Origin of the sequence: Pseudomonas sp. REP124 (genome assembly GCF_020164475.1) — a bacterium.
Lineage (GTDB): Bacteria > Pseudomonadota > Gammaproteobacteria > Pseudomonadales > Pseudomonadaceae > Aquipseudomonas.
The window spans coordinates 1-17,002 of the sequence record NZ_JAIQWX010000135.1 but is presented as its reverse complement, the minus strand read 5'-3'; the positions used below and the strand labels follow the sequence as shown (position 1 = coordinate 17,002).

The following is a 17,002-nucleotide window of genomic DNA, read 5'->3' as shown; positions in this document are numbered from 1 at the left end:
CTTGCCCGCGAACCAGACGATGCGGTCTCAATAATTGGCGGTATAGGCCAACATCATCGAAATCTGGCTCATCGGCCGTCCGCCACTCTCTTCATGCCACTGGTTGAACACATCCTGCACCAGCGCCAGGTCCCGCAGGCTGCTCGGCACTTTGTCGATGATGTTCTGCGCATTCAACGCCGCAACCACGTCATAACTCGGCACGAAAGTGTCCTTGCCGACCATGCGCAGGAAACGCGGTGCCGACAGGCCGCCCAACTGGCTGCCGCGTTTTTTCAGAAAGGTCCACAGGCCGACGATATCGGTCACCGGCCAATCGGCGATCAGCGCGCCGAAACTGCCTCTCTCATGAGCCACGTCCAGCACGAACTGCGCATTGCGCGGCACGCTCTTGAGCTTGCCCAGGTGGCGGATGATGCGTGCGTCCTGCATCAGCCGTTCAAGGTGCTCGGCGCTCATCAGCACGACTTTTTCCGGATCGAACTTGAAGAACACTTCCTCGAAGGCCGGCCACTTGGCGTCCACCAGGCTGTGTTTCAATCCGGCACGAAACACTCGCAGGGCCATGGTCGACAGGTAGCGATCGTCAGTGATATCGCGCAATTGCGCCGGGGTGTTCGGAACGGGCAGATGGGCTTCCAGTTCAGCCGCCGAACCGAAGCGGTTCAGGCAGTACTCGTTCAGCCACTTGTAATCGCGCATGCCCTCTCCTGAGGAATGGGAAATCTGTGGGAATGAATCCACTCCCACATTGTTTGATCAGAGATTGACGACATTGACGAAGCGCGATGCCGCGGTTTCGTCGATCCGCAGGTTGGTGAAGTCAAACAGGTTGCGGTCCGCCAGTTGCGACGGGCTCACATTCTGCAGGCTGCGGAAGATGCTCTCGGTACGGCCCGGGGTCTTGCGCTCCCACTCCACCAGCATTTCCTTGACCACCTGACGCTGCAGGTTTTCCTGGGAACCACAGAGGTTGCAAGGAATGATCGGGAACTGTTTGAAGTCCGAGTAAGCCTGGATGTCTTTCTCGTTGCAGTAGGCCAGCGGGCGGATCACCACGTTGCGACCGTCATCGGCGCGCAGCTTCGGCGGCATGGCCTTGAGCGAGCCGTTGAAGAACATGTTCAGGAAGAAGGTTTCAACGATGTCGTCGCGGTGGTGACCCAACGCCATCTTGGTCGCACCGATTTCATCGGCAAAGGTATAGAGCGTGCCACGGCGCAGGCGCGAGCAGAGCGAGCAAGTAGTCTTGCCTTCCGGTACCAGCTCCTTGACCACCGAGTAGGTGTCCTTCTCGACGATGTGGTACTCGATGCCCAGTTCCTTGAGGTAGGCCGGCAGGACGTGCTCGGGGAAGCCCGGCTGCTTCTGGTCCATGTTCACGGCCACGATGTCGAACTTGATCGGCGCGACCTTCTGCAAATGCATCAGCACGTCGAGCATGGTGTAGCTGTCCTTGCCGCCGGACAGGCAGACCATGACCTTGTCGCCGTCTTCAATCATGTTGAAATCGGCGACAGCCTCACCGGCCTGGCGGCGAAGGCGCTTCTGCAGTTTGTTCTGGTTGACCGTAAGAGTGCCCATGACGCGAAATCCGTGAGGTGTGACGAAAGGCGGGCATTTTACGCAAAAACGCCTCCAGGGCGAAGCATCCTGACGGACCGCATCCCTATGTTGGAGCTGCCGGAGGCTGCGATCTTTTGATTTTGATTTTTTGGAAACAGAATCAAAGATCTCAGTCTTCGGCAGCGTCTACAGATGCAACTGCGATTAAGCCTTGGTTTTACAGCGCGATTTGCTCTAAGCCCATGCTCCTTGTGAGGTTAAGTACTTCCTATACTGCGTCATAAGGTCGCATTCGAATCCAGACCTATGACGTACTTGGCCATTGGCACGTAGGCGCTCCACTGGGGGGCGACGGTAAAACAAGAGGAGTGACTGGCATGATCCATCACGTAGTGGGACTTTTCACCCACCCCGACCAGGAATGGAAAGAAATCCGTGGCGACCAGGAGGAAAGCATCAGCCACATGTACCTGACTCACACGCTGATTCTGGCGGCGATTCCGGCAATCTCGGCGTTTATCGGCACCACCAAAGTCGGCTGGGTCATCGGCAGCCGCGCACCCGTGATGCTGACCATGGAAAGCGCACTATGGATGTCGATCATGTCGTACCTGGCAATGCTCGGCGGTGTGGCGGTCATGGGGGCGTTCATTCACTGGATGGCCCGCACCTACGACGCCAATCCGAGCCTGGCCCGCTGCGTGGCGTTTGCGACCTACACCGCGACTCCGCTGTTCATCGGCGGTCTGGCGGCCCTGTATCCGCACTTGTGGCTGGGGATGATCATCGGAACCGCCGCGATCTGCTACACGGTTTACCTGTTGTACGTCGGCCTGCCGACTTTCATGAACATTCCATCTGACGAGGGCTTCCTGTTTTCAAGTTCGGTACTCGCAGTAGGCCTGGTGGTGCTGGTAGCCATCATGGCGTTCACCGTTATTGTCTGGGGACTCGGCGTGGGGCCGGTCTACACCAATTAGTTGAAGCTCGACATAAAAAACAGATCTGCCGACACAGGCCGCCGAAAGGCGGCCTTTTAATGCCTGGGTAACAGAAACGGCAACGACCATTCGGCGCATGGCCAATACGCAAGGCCCGAGGGTTGCGGCATACTCGACGTCTCTGGAGATCCATCAAGCATGCCCGAGCAACTCAATACCCGCGTCGAAGACTGTTTCCAACTAGCCGAATCCTTTTTCAAACGACCTTTCAAGCGCCCCGTGGTGAGCCTCAAGCTGCGCGGGCAAAAAGCCGGTGTCGCGCATCTGCACGAGAACCTGCTGCGCTTCAACCCGCAGCTGTACCGGGAAAATAGCGAGGACTTCCTCAAGCAGACCGTGGCCCACGAAGTCGCGCACCTGATCGCCCACCAGCTGTTCGGCGACCGCATCCAGCCCCATGGCGAAGAATGGCAATTGATCATGCGCGGGGTGTACGAACTACCGCCCAATCGCTGCCACACCTACGACGTCAAACGCCGCAGCGTGACTCGCTACATCTATAAATGCCCGTGTGCCGACAGTGATTTTCCGTTTTCGGCGCAGCGGCATCGGTTGGTGCATCAGGGGCGGCGGTATTTGTGCAGGCGGTGTCGCCATACGTTGGTGTTCAGTGGGGAGATGCGGGTCGAGTAGACAGTGTTGTGGTGTCTGTACTGGCCTCTTCGCGGGCAAGCCCGCTCCCACAGGGTTCTGTTTTGGACACTGAATTTGTGAACGACACCCATCACTGTGGGAGCGGGCTTGCCCGCGAAGAGGCCGGAACAGGCGCTAGAGAATCACCTTGGCCCGCCGCAATTCAGCAATCCGCCCAGTATCAAACCCCAACTCCCCCAACACCTGATCCGTATGCTCCCCCAGCCCCGCCCCGATATGCCTCGGCGCCGGCAACCCCTCTGAAAACTTCAACGGACACGCCATCTGCGCCTGGCTCGATCCATCCCCCCGAGGCACCTGCGTGACCAGCTCCCGCGCCTGCAACTGCGGATGACGCACCGCCTCGCCCACACTCAACACCGGCTCGACGCAGGCATCCAGCTCGGCAAACAGCGCGCACAGCTCGGCAAAGTCATGCTTCTCGAACTCGGTCTTCAACGCGTCCTTGAGTTTCTGTTGCTGCGCCGGCTGCGGCGACAGCCCCAGACCCGCCAGCTCCTCCAGGCCCAAAGCGACGCACAATTGCTTCATGAAGCCCGGTTCCAGACTGCCCACCGACAGCCAGCGGCCATCTCGCGAACGGTAATAGTCATAGAAGCTGCCGCCATTGAGCACCTGATCCTCCCTCCCCGGCTCGACGCCACAGGCCAGGTAACCAGCGCCGGCCATGGCGTTCAGGCTGAAGGCGCAGTCGGTCATGCTGACATCCAGATGCTGCCCCTGCCCGGTCTGCTGCCTGGCGATCACCGCCGCCAGCAGGCCGATCACTCCGTGCAGGGAGCCGCCGGCAATGTCCGCCACCTGTGCGCCCAAAGGCAGGGGCCCGCTGTCGGCGCGGCCGGTGTAGCTCGACAGCCCGGCCAGCGCGAGATAGTTAATGTCATGGCCGGCGCGATCCTTGTAGGGGCCGGTCTGGCCGTAGCCGGTGATCGACACGTAGATCAGTTCCGGATTGATCGCCTTCAGCGCCTCGTAGCCCAGGCCCAGGCGCTCCATGACGCCGGGGCGGAATTGCTCCAGCACGATGTCGTGGTCCTTGAGCAACTGCTTGATGACTTCGAGCGCCTCAGGCTGCTTGAGGTCCAGCGCCAGACTGCGCTTGTTGCGATTCAGATAAGCATGGCTGGCCGATACACCCCGGTCATGGGGCGGCAGCACTCGCAGCAGATCCATGCGGGTCGGCGATTCGATGCGCAGCACCTCGGCCCCCATGTCCGCCAGCAGAAGCGAGGCAAACGGCCCCGGCAGCAGTGTCGAGAAATCCAGAACCTTCAGTGATGCCAGTGGACCGAGCATGGGCGTTCTCCTTGATTCAGCCCCCAGCCTAGGCAGCCGGGGGCGCTGGAGCAATCACCTTATGCGACAGTCGCGCTGACCTTTATGCTCAAACAGCAGGCATGAAAAAACCCGCCGAAGCGGGTTTTTCATGAAGCAGGAAGCGCTTACTTGACGCTGCTGGCAGTCGGGGTGTGGATCACGTCCACTTCCTCTTCCGCGCGCTCGTCAGCAATGCCGCGACCGCCCGAGGCCAGTTCGGATTGCAGCACGTCGGTGTCCAGCTCCTTCACCCACTTGGCCACAACGATGGTGGCAACGGCGTTGCCGATCAGGTTGGTCAGGGCACGGGCTTCGGACATGAAGCGGTCGATACCCAGGATCAGCGCCAGGCCGGCAACCGGCAGGTGGCCCACGGCGGACAGGGTGGCAGCCAGTACGATGAAGCCCGAACCGGTCACGCCCGCGGCGCCTTTGGAGGACAGCAGCAGGACCACCAACAGGGTGATCTGGTGAGTGACGTCCATGTGCGCGTCAGTTGCCTGGGCAATGAACACGGCGGCCATGGTCAGGTAGATCGCGGTACCGTCGAGGTTGAACGAGTAGCCGGTCGGGATCACCAGACCTACCACGGATTTCTGTGCGCCCAGACGCTCCATCTTGATCAGCATGCGAGGCAGTACCGATTCGGACGAAGAAGTACCCAGTACGATCAGCAGTTCCTCACGGATGTAGCGGATCATTTTCAGCACGCTGAAGCCGTGCATGCGTGCGATGCCGCCCAGCACGATCAGGATGAACAGCACGCAAGTGATGTAGAAGCAGGCCATCAGTTGACCCAACTGCACCAGCGAGCCGACACCGTAGGCACCGATGGTGAAGGCCATGGCACCGAAGGCACCGATCGGCGCGAGCTTCATGATCATGTTGATGATGTTGAACATCACGTGGGCGAAGCGATCGATGAACTCCAGCAGCGGACGGCCGTAGGCGCCCAGGCGATGCAGGGCGAAACCGAAGATCACCGAGAACATCAGCACTTGCAGGATGTCACCGGTGGCGAACGCGCCGACGATGGTGCTCGGGATCACATTGAGCAGGAAGCCGACGATGCTCTGGTCAGCGCCTTGTGCCACGTAGGTCGCCACTTTCGAGGCGTCCAGGGTGGTGACGTCGATGTGCATGCCGGCGCCCGGCTGCACGATGTTGACGACCACCAGGCCCACGATCAGGGCAATGGTCGACACGATTTCGAAGTACAGGAGTGCGTAACCGCCGGTCTTGCCGACCGACTTCATGTTCTGCATGCCAGCGATGCCGCTGACGACGGTGCAGAAGATGATCGGGGCGATGATCATCTTGATCAGTTTGATGAACCCGTCACCCAACGGCTTCACGGCCACGCCGAGTTGCGGATAGTAGTGGCCGAGCAAGATACCGATGACAATTGCGACGATCACCTGGAAATACAGGGATTTGTACAGTGGCTGACGAGTCGTCATTGCAAAGTTCCTCAAGAGTGCGCGCTGGCAACATCCACCTGTTGCCTACGAGACCTCATTTGCGAACCCTCCTGCACTGGAGGGATTTGTTTTTTCGAGCTGCGCGACGGCAGGCTTCTGCCCGTTGTATCGCAAGGCCCGTGCCACCTCGCGTAAAAACCCTGCAAGCCTTTTGATATCAAGGGCTGCAGGTTTTTCCGTGTCGCCAATCGATTGAAACCAAGTGGCGGATTTCCGCCCATTGATCAAAACGCATCCTGCAATTTGGCGGATATCCGCCTTGTTCAGCCATTGGAACCGCAGCTACCATCCGTCGCTCAATGGATGGATTGACCTGTCATGCGCGAACGCACCATCGCCAGTCATTTCGCCCGTGCCGCGCTGCGTGGCGCACGGCGGCAAGGCTACGATTACTCGAAGCTGTTGGAGCAATTGGGGATCAGCCCCGAGTTGCTCGACGAGCCACGCGCGCGCATCGCACCAGAGCAGTTCACCCGACTGCTGCTGTCGCTGAGGCTGGCGCTGGACGACGAATACCTGGGTTTCGGGCAAGGCCGCAGCGTTCCGGGCAGCTTCGCGATGATGTGTCATGCGGTGATTCACTGCCGCAACCTGGAGAAGGCGCTCAATCGCGGCTTATTGTTTTATAGCCTATTCCCCGACGCCCCGCGTCTGACGATGACCCGTGAAGACGAAATGATCCGCCTGAGCCTGGATGATTCGCAGCTTTGGGACCCGGATCACTTTCTTGGCGAATGCCTGCTGGTGACCTGGCACCGGTTCGGCAGTTGGCTGATCGGCCAGCGCATTCGCCTGGAGCAGGCCACGTTCAGCTATCCGCGACCGGAACACGGGGCCGAGTACGATCTGCTGTTCTCCTGCCCACTGGTTTTCTCCGAGCCCGATAGCACGACCACACAGAGCAGCCTGCTGTTTCACAGTCGCTACCTGAACATGCCGCTGTTGCAGGACGAACGCACCCTCAGGCACTTTCTCGAACGCTCGCCGGCCGATCTGCTGTCGCGCCCGGATGACGGCCATAGCCTGAGCAGTCAGCTGCGGCGCCTGCTCAGTCGCGACAGTGCACGCTGGCCGGACCTGGACGCAGTGGCCGCGCACCTGCACATCAGCCCGCAGACGCTGCGCCGGCATCTGCGCGAGGAAGGCACCAGTTTTCAGGAGTTGAAGGATCAGTTGCGCCGAGATATCGCGATCTACCATTTGAGTCGCAACGACCTGCCGTTGCAGCAGATCGCCGAGCAGCTGGGGTTTTCCGAGCCGTCGGCGTTTCATCGGGCGTTCAAGAAGTGGACAGGCTTGACGCCTGGGGCCTATCGCGCGCAGGAACATTAGGCCCCATCGCGAGCAGGCTCGCTCCCACATTGGATCTGCGTCGTTCACAAATCCCCTGTGGGAGCCTGCTCGCGATGACGCCCGCAAAAACGCCGCTAAACCACCGGAAAATGAATCCTGAACGCCGCGCCCCCCATGGGTGAATCCCCCAGGGTCAGCTTGGCGCTGTAGCTTTCGATGATGTCCTTGACCACCGCCAGGCCAATCCCCTGCCCCGGATGCTGTCGATCCAGACGTTCACCCCTTTGCAGGATTCGCGCGCGCTGGTCGGGCGGTACACCGGGGCCGTCGTCTTCGACGCACAACTCCAGACCACTGATGGTCTGACGCACGCTGACACGCACTTCGCCCAGGCACAGGCGATAAGCGTTCTCCAGCAGATTGCCCATCATCTCCAGCAAGGCGCCCTGCTCGATCGGCACGTAGCACTCCTGCGGCAGATCCAGGGTCACCCGCACGCGCTTGTCGCGATAGACCTTGTCCAGGGTGTCGCACAGGCTTTGCAGCACCGGACGCAGATGTACCTGATGACGCACCAGACCGCTTTTGCGCAGGCTGGCGCGCTGCAATTGATAGCTGATCTGCTGGCTCATGCGCTCGATCTGGGTTTGCAGCACCCAGGCCTGGTCACGATCTTCGGGACGTTGTGCCATGTCCTCGCTGACCCCTTGCAGCACCGCCAGCGGGGTTTTCAGGCTGTGCGCCAGATCGTCGAGGGAGTCGCGATAGCGGCTGCGCTGCTCGCGTTCACTGTGCAACAAGCGGTTCAGCGAGCCGGTCAGGCGCAACAGTTCGCGCGGATGTTGTTCGCTGAGACTTTCCCGGGCGCCGCTTTCGATTTCGTCCAGCTCCTGACTGAGCCTTCGTAACGCGCGCAAGCCCCAGGTCAAGCCGATCCACAGCAATGCCAGGAGCACCAGCAAGGCGGCGCCAAAGCCCAGGTAGAGGTTTTCCCGCAGGCCTTCGACGGTCACCTCGTATTCGCGCACCGGTTGCAGGGCGACGATGCTGAACGCGGCGCTCTTGCCGCCGAGCAACTTGACCTCGACGTCGTAGACGAAGAACTCCTGGCCATTGGGCTCGCTGATTCTGGCGAACTCGTTGCCGCGTCCGTCATAGCGGGGCTTGTAGTTGAGGTTTTCTTCCTGAGTGGCCTTGGAGCGCCAGACCAGATGACCTTCGCGGTCGTAGATGTAGCCGAGCAAACGGCTGTCGGTGAGGTTGAAGCGTTCGTCAGGCAGTTGCGCCGGCATCTGCAAACGGTTGTTCTCCACCCGCGCGGCGGAGATCAAGGTGGTCACGTCGGACGCCAGGCGCTGCTCGATGGAGTCCTGCAACGCCAGGCTGAACGCGCCTTGCATCGCCGGCAACAGCGCCAGCATGAACAACACCGCCAGGATAGTGGCGGCGAGCATCAGTCGGACACGAAGCGAGCGAATCAAGTGCAGCGCTCATTGAACAGATAGCCGAGACCGCGAACGGTATCGATCGGCTTGAAGCCCGTGCTGCCCTCAAGCTTGCGCCGCAGCCTTCCTACCAGCACTTCGATCACATTTGGATCGCGCTCGTCGTCATCGGGATACAGCTGCTCCATCAGACGGTCCTTGGACACGACCTGCTGGTGATGGCGCATCAGGTATTCGAGGATGCGGTATTCGTAGGCGGTCAGCGCCAACGGCTGATCGTCCAGGGTCGCCTGCTTGCGATTGAGGTCCAGCACCAGCGGCCCGGCAACGATGGTCGACTGGGTAAAGCCGCTGGATCGACGCAGCAGCGCGTTGAGCCGTGCTTCGAGTTCTTCGAACTGGAACGGCTTGACCACATAGTCGTCGGCGCCGGCGGCCAGGCCTTCGACCTTGTCCTGCCAGTTGCCGCGCGCGGTGAGAATCAGGACCGGAAAGGTCTTGCCCCGCGAACGCAGCTGGCGAATCAGATCCAGGCCGCTCATGCCCGGCAGGCCGAGATCGATCACCGCCAGATCATGGTTGAACTGTTCGCTCTGATACAGCGCCTCCTCGGCGTTGGGCACGGATTCGACCACGTGCCCACTTTCCGTCAGGCGGGTTTGCAGGTGATGGCGCAACAGCGCTTCATCCTCGACGACCAGCAGTTTCATAACGCTCTCCTGCACATCAACAGCTCCAGGGGTGCAACGATCTCACGTGCATCATTTTCGATTTTCACGACTGTTCACTGACACCTGTTAAATCGTAGCGGCCCATGAGGTCCTGCTCGCGAAGTTTAATGCCATTGTGGGATACCGACACCTTGTCATACGTGGCGTAATAACCGCTCTGGCTGATTTGTCGGGCCGGCTGCGCTCCCCAGGCGCCGGCATCGGCGACCACCGCGTCCACGTTCGAGTAGTTCAGGACGGAGGATTTTCTGGCCTTGTTGCTGGTCTGTCCGGTGGAAGGCCGTGTGAAGTTGTTGTCGGCGGCGTGGGCTGCCGCACTGACGCCCAGGACGGTGAATGCCAGAATCAGGTTTTTCAAGCCAGTCATAGGAAGCTTCCTCATGTGCCATACGCGTGTTGGTAAAGCCCGTTTTGGTAGCGGCAAGACTACGCACCCGGCCCTGAACTCCCCCTGAACGCACACTGAACCTGAGCTGAACCAAGCTGCGCGACGAAGCCTCCCGGACACTACCCAGCCATAAGGCAACCCGGCAAAATGCTCGACATGAATTCGATACCTGCCCTGCCCGCCTGCTGCACGCCCCTCGATGCCCATTGGCCGCTGCCGTCCGTGCTGCCCGATACGGTCCTTTTGAGCACCCATTTCGATGCCTCGCAGTTGCGAAGCGACGATTTCCACAACAGCGCCATCGAGGCGCCCGCGAGCATTCAGCGATCGGTCGCCAAACGCCAGGCCGAGTTTCTCGCCGGGCGACTCTGCGCCAGGGCCGCCCTGCAAAAGCTCGAAGGGTTGAGTTTGAGTCCTGCCATCGGTGATGACCGGGCCCCCGTCTGGCCGGCGCACATCACCGGTTCCATTACCCACAGCACGGGCCGGGCCGCGGCCATCGTCGCGAAGAAAAGCCATTGGCGCGGCCTGGGGATGGATCTGGAGAACCTGCTCAATGCCGAACGCGCCGAGCGCCTTGCCGGGGAAATCCTCACTGGGCCTGAGCTGCAGCGCATGGCGGCGGGTCGCCGGGATCATTTGGCATTGCTGGTGACACTGACTTTCTCGGTGAAGGAAAGCCTGTTCAAGGCGCTTTATCCGATCGTTCAGCAGCGCTTCTACTTTGAGCATGCCGAAGTGTTGGAGTGGACAGAGGCCGGAGAGGTGCGGTTGCGGTTGCTGACTGATCTGTCCAGTGAATGGCGCAATGGCACTGAGCTTGAGGCGCAGTTTGGGGTGCAGGATGGGCAGTTGTTGAGTCTGGTCAGTATCAAGGCCTGAGAGTTTTGGTGCCTGTGAAGGCATCATCGCGGGCAAGCCCGCTCCCACAAGGTCTATTGACGGTCACAAAATCTGTATCCAACACAAAACCTGTGGGAGCGGGCTTGCCCGCGATAGGGCCCTCACAGCCAACGCAAAATCTCAGCGCTTCTCCTGATTCCTCGGCCAGCTCAAGCTGAAACAGGCACCGCCCAGGCTTTTGCTCTTGTTGATCAACGCCCGCCCGTCATGCCAGTGAATGATGCGCCGCACGATGGACAACCCCAATCCATGCCCGCCCGAAGCACGGGTGCGGCTGTCGTCGAGGCGCAGGAAGGGGGTGAAGATTTTTTCCCAGGCGATTTCCGGCACGCCCGGCCCGTCATCTTCGACATCCACGCGGCAACGCTGTTGTCCCACCTGATAGCTGATCGTCACCCGCGATTGCGCGTGGCGCATGGCGTTGCTGACGAGGTTCTGCAGTGCCCGGTGCAGATAGCGCGGCTCGGCCTCGACCCAGGCGTCATCGCAATCGGCGGCCGACAGGCAAAGGCCGCGTTGCACCGTGATATCGATGCGCAACGGTGCAAGCTCCTCGATCACCTGATTGACCAGGGCATCCAGGTCGATGCGCTGAAAATTCAGGGCCGGCGAGCCTTGCTCCAGTCGCGCATAGGTCAGCATTTCATCCACCAGACGATCGAGATCCTCGATGTCGTGGTCCATGCTCTCGCAGTATTTTTCCAGGGCTTGCGGGGTGGTGGCCGAACCGATCATTTCCAGGCCGAAGCGCAGGCGCGCCACCGGCGTGCGCAATTCGTGGGACACCGCACGCACCAGTTCGCGCTGGATCGCCAACAGTTGTTGCAGGTGCTCGGCCATGCCGTTGAAAGCCGAAGCCAATCGTCCAACCGAGTCCGCCCCGCGCGCCGGCACACGGGTTTCCAGACTGCCCTTGGCAATGCGCGTGGCCGCCGCTTCCAGGCCGCGCAATCGACGCTCAAGTTGCCGCACCAGCAGGTAGACGATCAGACCAATCAGGGTCAGGCCCAGCGCGGCGATCAGCACCAGCCACTCCGGCGGATAGGGATTCATCTGATACAACGGGCCGATTTCCAGGACCCAGGGCGTTCCGACCATGCCGGCGAACACCCGGATCGAATCGCCGCCCTTGCCCAGCGCCATCACCGTGTCGCCTTCGGCCACGCGACGACTCTGGTCTTCGTCCATGTCGGCCTCTTCCACCGTCACCAGACGCAAGTCGAAACCGAACCCCTTGTCCTGTTTCAACTGTGCCAGGCGCCCTGGCTGTTCGCCGACCGGATAGCGCACCAGCTCGTCGGCCAACAGGTAGATAGTGGCCCGGGCCAACTGCTCGCTGATCTGCTGCACGTCACCGGTGAGAACCAGTTGCTCCTTGTCGCTGACCAGACGATAGACACGGGCCGCATGCGGGCCGGTCTGTTCCACCAGCGCCTGACCACGCAGCACCCGGGTGCGCTGGGTCAGATCGAGGTCGGTTTCGCTGAAGGTTTTCAGCGCCAGCGGAATCCCCAGCAACCGCTCCCACACCAGTAGCGAGCGATGGCGCTCGGTTTTGGTCATCGGCTGCAGGTTGTCGGCCATCAGCGAAAACGTGCCGTGGGCCAGCCGCTCGCGGTATTGCTCGCCGCGCACCTGATTGAGCATGTGCAGCGCCAGCACGCCGAGCACCGCCACCAGAATCAGCGCGGCGCACATGCCACCGTAAATACGCAGGAAGATCGAGTTCACAGGGTGGAGTCTACGCAGGCCTCGGGAACGAACAGGTAGCCTTTGCTGCGCACGGTCTTGATCAGCCGCGGATGGTCCGGGTCATCGCCGATTTTCGGGCGGATGCGCGAGATGCGCACGTCGATGGAGCGGTCCTGGCCGTCATAGCCGATGCCACGCAGTGCGGTGAAGATTTCTTCCCGGGACAGGATGCGCCCGGCATTGGCCACCAGCAACCAGAGCAAATCGAACTCGGCGCTGGTCAGTTCGATACCGTTGTCGTGCAGCCACGCCTCGCGCAGAGCACTGTCGACCACCAGCGGACCGAACTGCAGGCGTCGCTGTTTTTCCGGCGCGACTTCCGGGGTTTCGCTGCGGCGCAGCAAGGCCTGGATGCGTGCCAGCAGCAGGCGCGGGCGCACCGGTTTGCACACGTAGTCGTCGGCGCCAAGGTCGAGGCCGAGAATCTGGTCGGTGTCGTCGGTGCGTGCGGTGAGCATCAGGATCGGCCCGTCGTAACGATCGCGGACCTTGCGGCAAATGCTCAGGCCGTCTTCACCGGGGAGCATCAGGTCGAGGATCACCAGGTCCGGCTGTTCCTTGATGATGCGCGCCGCCGCCAAGGCGCCATTGCCCTCGATCGATACGCGCAGGCCATTGGCTTGCAGATAGTCACGGGTCAGATCGGCCAGACGCTGATCGTCCTCCACAATCAATATCTGCCAGGCTTGTTGCTCCACGGGTGACCTCTACTTGCAAGAACGCTAATAAGGAAGGATCCGCCCGTCTTTTTGTAATGTTCTGGGAGGTTAAATCTCCTACGGGCAGGGCCGATTGTATAAACGTCGCCCGCGCAGAACACAAGCCGGTAAATGCGTTCGGACACGGCGTTTTTTTGTGATAGGGTTCGCGCCCTTGAAAATCCGCCGGACCGTTTTGAACGGTGGAAAAAGACTGAAAAAAAGTCCGGTCCAGCAGCATCGCGGCCTGCACGCCGATTCGCTCTTTCACACACAATTTACGCACAGGCTTATCCACAGGTAGTACGTTGCAATCCCTCCCCAAAACGCATTATCTTGTAGCCCTGCGCCAAAAAAACCCTAGATGTAGGGTTTTGCGCAAAAAACCAAACACAAACCGGACCTCGATTTCAAGGGCTTTTCTCGCCACTATCCGGTTGAACCAAACGTATTTTCGAAAGACCAAACCGCGCGCGCGGATGGCTACTGTATTTCGGCCCTGAGCGGTGAAAACGGTACGGGTGTTGCAGTCCCAATCTGTCACCTGAAAGGACCCCGGTCTCAGGCCCAAGGCGTGAGACCAAAGACTTCGGCATGGAAGCGGCGCCCCAATAGCACCCTTCCTACTGTCCCGAAGTTGTTATGCCCGGCATTCGCCGGTTGTAGTGCTTCAGGACGGAACGGTGGGCACCTTTACAGTGCCCAAACAAACATAGAGAACGTGGAGACACCCATGCAAACCGACACAACTCGCGAGAATCCGCAGGGCACCTTGCCGCCGGCCGCCGATTCGACTTCGGATCTGTCCGCCACCGCGCCTGGCCAGCTGCGCGTGATCAAGCGTAACGGCACTGTCGTTCCTTACACCGATGACAAGATCACCGTCGCCATCACCAAAGCGTTTCTCGCAGTTGAGGGCGGCACCGCTGCCGCCTCGTCGCGAATCCACGACACCGTTGCCCGCCTGACCGAACAGGTCACCGCTACCTTCAAGCGTCGCATGCCATCGGGCGGCACCATCCACATCGAAGAAATCCAGGACCAGGTCGAACTGGCCCTGATGCGTGCCGGCGAGCAGAAAGTCGCTCGCGACTACGTGATCTACCGCGATTCGCGCGCCAAGGAGCGCGCCGCGCACACCCCGGCCGAAGAAACCGTCAACGCTCACCCATCGATCCGCATCACCCGCGCCGACGGCAGCCTGGCGCCGCTGGACATGGGCCGCCTGGACACCATCGTCCGCGAAGCGTGCGAAGGCCTGGAAGAAGTCGACGGCGACCTAATCCAGCGCGAAACCCTGAAAAACCTGTACGACGGCGTTGCCCTGAAGGACGTCAACACCGCCCTGGTGATGACCGCCCGTACCCTGGTCGAGCGTGAGCCGAACTACTCCTTCGTGACCGCCCGCCTGCTGATGGACACCCTGCGTGCCGAAGGTCTGGGCTTCCTGGAAGTTGCCGATAGCGCCACCCACCACGAAATGGCCGACCTGTACGCCAAGGCCCTGCCTGCCTACGTCGCCAAGGGTGTGGAATACGAACTGCTGAACCCTGAACTGGCCACCTTCGACCTGGAAAAACTGGGCAAGGCGATCAACCACGAGCGCGACCAGCAATTCACCTATCTGGGCCTGCAAACCTTGTACGACCGTTACTTCATCCACAAGGATGGCGTACGTTTCGAACTGCCGCAGATCTTCTTCATGCGCGTGGCCATGGGCCTGGCGATCGAAGAGAAAGACCGCGAAGCCCGTGCCATCGAGTTCTACAACCTGTTGTCGTCCTTCGACTACATGGCTTCGACCCCGACCCTGTTCAACGCCGGTACCCTGCGTCCACAGCTGTCGAGCTGCTACCTGACCACCGTTCCGGACGACCTGTCGGGCATCTACCACGCGATCCACGACAACGCCATGCTGTCCAAATTCGCCGGTGGCCTGGGCAACGACTGGACGCCTGTTCGTGCACTGGGTTCGTACATCAAGGGCACCAACGGCAAATCCCAGGGCGTGGTTCCGTTCCTGAAAGTGGTGAACGACACCGCCGTCGCCGTTAACCAGGGTGGCAAGCGCAAGGGCGCTGTCTGTGCCTACCTGGAAACCTGGCACATGGACATCGAAGAGTTCATCGAGCTGCGCAAGAACACCGGTGATGACCGTCGTCGTACCCACGACATGAACACCGCCAACTGGATCCCTGACCTGTTCATGAAGCGTGTCTTCGACGACGGCAAGTGGACCCTGTTCTCGCCGTCCGAAGTTCCGGACCTGCACGACCTGACCGGCAAGGCCTTCGAAGAGCGCTACGAGTACTACGAAGCCCTGACCGAGTACCCGGGCAAGGTCAAACTGTTCAAGACCATCCAGGCCAAAGACCTGTGGCGCAAGATGCTGTCCATGCTGTTCGAAACCGGCCACCCATGGCTGACCTTCAAGGACCCGTGCAACCTGCGCAGCCCGCAGCAGCACGTCGGCGTGGTTCACAGCTCGAACCTGTGCACCGAGATCACCTTGAACACCAACAAGGACGAGATCGCCGTTTGCAACCTGGGCTCGATCAACCTGCCGAACCACATCGTCAACGGCCAGCTCGACACCGCCAAACTGCAACGCACCGTGAACACCGCCGTGCGCATGCTCGATAACGTGATCGACATCAACTACTACTCGGTGCCGCAAGCGAAGAACTCCAACTTCAAGCACCGTCCGGTCGGTCTGGGCATCATGGGCTTCCAGGACGCGCTGTACCTGCAGCACATTGCTTACGGTTCCGATGCCGCCGTGCAGTTCGCCGACACTTCCATGGAAGCCGTCAGCTACTTCGCGATCCAGGCGTCCTGCGACCTGGCTGACGAGCGTGGCTCGTACGAGACGTTCCAGGGCTCGCTGTGGTCCAAAGGCATCCTGCCGCTGGATTCGCAACAGATCCTGATCGAGGCCCGTGGCCAGAAGTACATCGATGTCGACCTGAAGGAAACCCTGGACTGGGCACCGGTTCGCGCCCGTGTACAGAAAGGCATCCGTAACTCGAACATCATGGCCATCGCACCGACCGCGACCATCGCCAACATCACCGGCGTATCGCAGTCGATCGAACCGACCTACCAGAACCTCTATGTGAAATCGAACCTGTCGGGCGAATTCACCGTGATCAACCCGTACCTGGTTCGCGACCTCAAGGCTCGCGGTCTGTGGGATTCGGTCATGATCAACGACCTGAAGTACTACGACGGTTCCGTGCAGCAGATCGAACGCATTCCGGCAGAGCTCAAGGCGCTCTACGCGACTGCTTTCGAAGTGGATACCAAGTGGATCGTCGACGCGGCAAGCCGTCGTCAGAAGTGGATCGACCAGGCTCAGTCGTTGAACCTGTACATCGCAGGCGCTTCGGGCAAGAAGCTGGACGTGACCTACCGCATGGCCTGGTACCGTGGCCTGAAAACCACCTATTACCTCCGTGCCCTGGCCGCAACCAGCACCGAGAAGTCGACCATCAACACCGGCAAGCTGAACGCTGTTTCCAGCGGCGGCAACCACGGTGACGACTCGGTCCTGGCAGCACCATCCGCGCCAGCCGGCCCGGCTCCAGTGCCAAAGGCCTGCGCCATCGACGAGCCGGATTGCGAAGCTTGCCAATAAGCTGAGCGGGTAGGCGCTTGACGGCGCCAACCTGAAACCCCCGACAAACCTCTGGTTTGTCGGGGGTTTTCTTTTGCCCTCAATAATTGTGTTGGCAGATATGGCCCCATCGCGGGCAAGCCCGCTCCCACATGAA

Annotated in this window: 14 protein-coding genes; 5 read left to right on the top strand and 9 right to left on the bottom strand. The window is 60.5% G+C overall.

All coding sequences use genetic code 11. The features are described from left to right. Positions 1-27 precede the first annotated feature (27 nt). Both K9857_RS24500 and ttcA read right to left on the bottom strand, forming a co-directional pair. Complete coding sequence (locus tag K9857_RS24500; protein WP_224540166.1) at positions 28-702, bottom strand: DNA-3-methyladenine glycosylase I; 675 nt, start codon at positions 700-702, stop codon at positions 28-30. A 57-nt stretch (positions 703-759) separates the two neighbouring features. After that, positions 760-1,584: a tRNA 2-thiocytidine(32) synthetase TtcA gene (gene ttcA / locus K9857_RS24495; RefSeq protein ID WP_175376777.1), complete on the bottom strand. Its 825-nt coding sequence runs from the start codon at positions 1,582-1,584 to the stop codon at positions 760-762. Between the two features lie 359 nt (positions 1,585-1,943). Between ttcA and K9857_RS24490 the strand changes: the two genes are divergently transcribed. Both K9857_RS24490 and K9857_RS24485 read left to right on the top strand, forming a co-directional pair. Next, a complete protein-coding gene (locus K9857_RS24490) occupies positions 1,944-2,546 on the top strand; it encodes a Yip1 family protein (protein WP_175376776.1) in 603 nt (200 codons plus the stop codon). Positions 2,547-2,705: 159 nt separating this feature from the next. Next, on the top strand, positions 2,706-3,200 hold the full coding sequence (locus K9857_RS24485) for a SprT family zinc-dependent metalloprotease (RefSeq protein ID WP_224540164.1): 495 nt from the start codon (positions 2,706-2,708) through the stop codon (positions 3,198-3,200). A 135-nt stretch (positions 3,201-3,335) separates the two neighbouring features. Here K9857_RS24485 and K9857_RS24480 read toward each other — a convergent pair whose 3' ends face one another. Both K9857_RS24480 and K9857_RS24475 read right to left on the bottom strand, forming a co-directional pair. After that, positions 3,336-4,517, bottom strand: a complete 1,182-nt coding sequence (locus K9857_RS24480; RefSeq protein ID WP_224540162.1) for a CaiB/BaiF CoA transferase family protein — start codon at positions 4,515-4,517, stop codon at positions 3,336-3,338. A gap of 146 nt (positions 4,518-4,663) precedes the next feature. Then, positions 4,664-5,998, bottom strand: a complete 1,335-nt coding sequence (locus K9857_RS24475; RefSeq protein ID WP_224540160.1) for a dicarboxylate/amino acid:cation symporter — start codon at positions 5,996-5,998, stop codon at positions 4,664-4,666. Positions 5,999-6,337: 339 nt separating this feature from the next. Here K9857_RS24475 and K9857_RS24470 point away from each other — a divergent pair, with 339 nt between their 5' ends. Continuing rightward, complete coding sequence (locus tag K9857_RS24470) at positions 6,338-7,351, top strand: AraC family transcriptional regulator (protein ID WP_224540158.1); 1,014 nt, start codon at positions 6,338-6,340, stop codon at positions 7,349-7,351. Positions 7,352-7,446: 95 nt separating this feature from the next. Here the strand turns inward: K9857_RS24470 and K9857_RS24465 are convergent, their stop codons facing one another. From K9857_RS24465 to K9857_RS24455, 3 genes are all read right to left on the bottom strand, one after another. Next, positions 7,447-8,793: an ATP-binding protein gene (locus tag K9857_RS24465; protein ID WP_224540156.1), complete on the bottom strand. Its 1,347-nt coding sequence runs from the start codon at positions 8,791-8,793 to the stop codon at positions 7,447-7,449. Further along, positions 8,790-9,467 carry a response regulator transcription factor gene (locus K9857_RS24460; protein WP_224540155.1) on the bottom strand — a complete coding sequence of 226 codons (678 nt, stop codon included), beginning with the start codon at positions 9,465-9,467 and terminating at the stop codon, positions 8,790-8,792. Before K9857_RS24460 ends, K9857_RS24465 begins: the two co-directional genes overlap by 4 nt. A 64-nt stretch (positions 9,468-9,531) precedes the next feature. Next, positions 9,532-9,855: a hypothetical protein gene (locus K9857_RS24455; RefSeq protein ID WP_224540153.1), complete on the bottom strand. Its 324-nt coding sequence runs from the start codon at positions 9,853-9,855 to the stop codon at positions 9,532-9,534. A gap of 177 nt (positions 9,856-10,032) precedes the next feature. On the opposite strand from K9857_RS24455, the gene K9857_RS24450 reads away from it, so the two are divergent. Beyond that, the gene (locus K9857_RS24450; protein WP_224540169.1) at positions 10,033-10,758 is read left to right on the top strand and encodes a 4'-phosphopantetheinyl transferase; all 726 of its coding nucleotides are present in this window, start codon (positions 10,033-10,035) and stop codon (positions 10,756-10,758) included. A gap of 141 nt (positions 10,759-10,899) precedes the next feature. On the opposite strand, the gene K9857_RS24445 is transcribed toward K9857_RS24450, so the two are convergent. Then, entirely contained in the window at positions 10,900-12,510 is a 1,611-nt protein-coding gene (locus tag K9857_RS24445; protein ID WP_224540151.1) for an ATP-binding protein, read from the bottom strand. Next, a complete protein-coding gene (locus tag K9857_RS24440; RefSeq protein ID WP_175376766.1) occupies positions 12,507-13,229 on the bottom strand; it encodes a winged helix-turn-helix domain-containing protein in 723 nt (240 codons plus the stop codon). The genes K9857_RS24445 and K9857_RS24440 overlap by 4 nt, the downstream gene beginning before the upstream one ends. 733 nt (positions 13,230-13,962) lie before the next feature. Here K9857_RS24440 and K9857_RS24435 point away from each other — a divergent pair. After that, entirely contained in the window at positions 13,963-16,866 is a 2,904-nt protein-coding gene (locus K9857_RS24435; RefSeq protein WP_224540149.1) for a ribonucleoside-diphosphate reductase subunit alpha, read from the top strand. Positions 16,867-17,002: the final 136 nt, after the last annotated feature.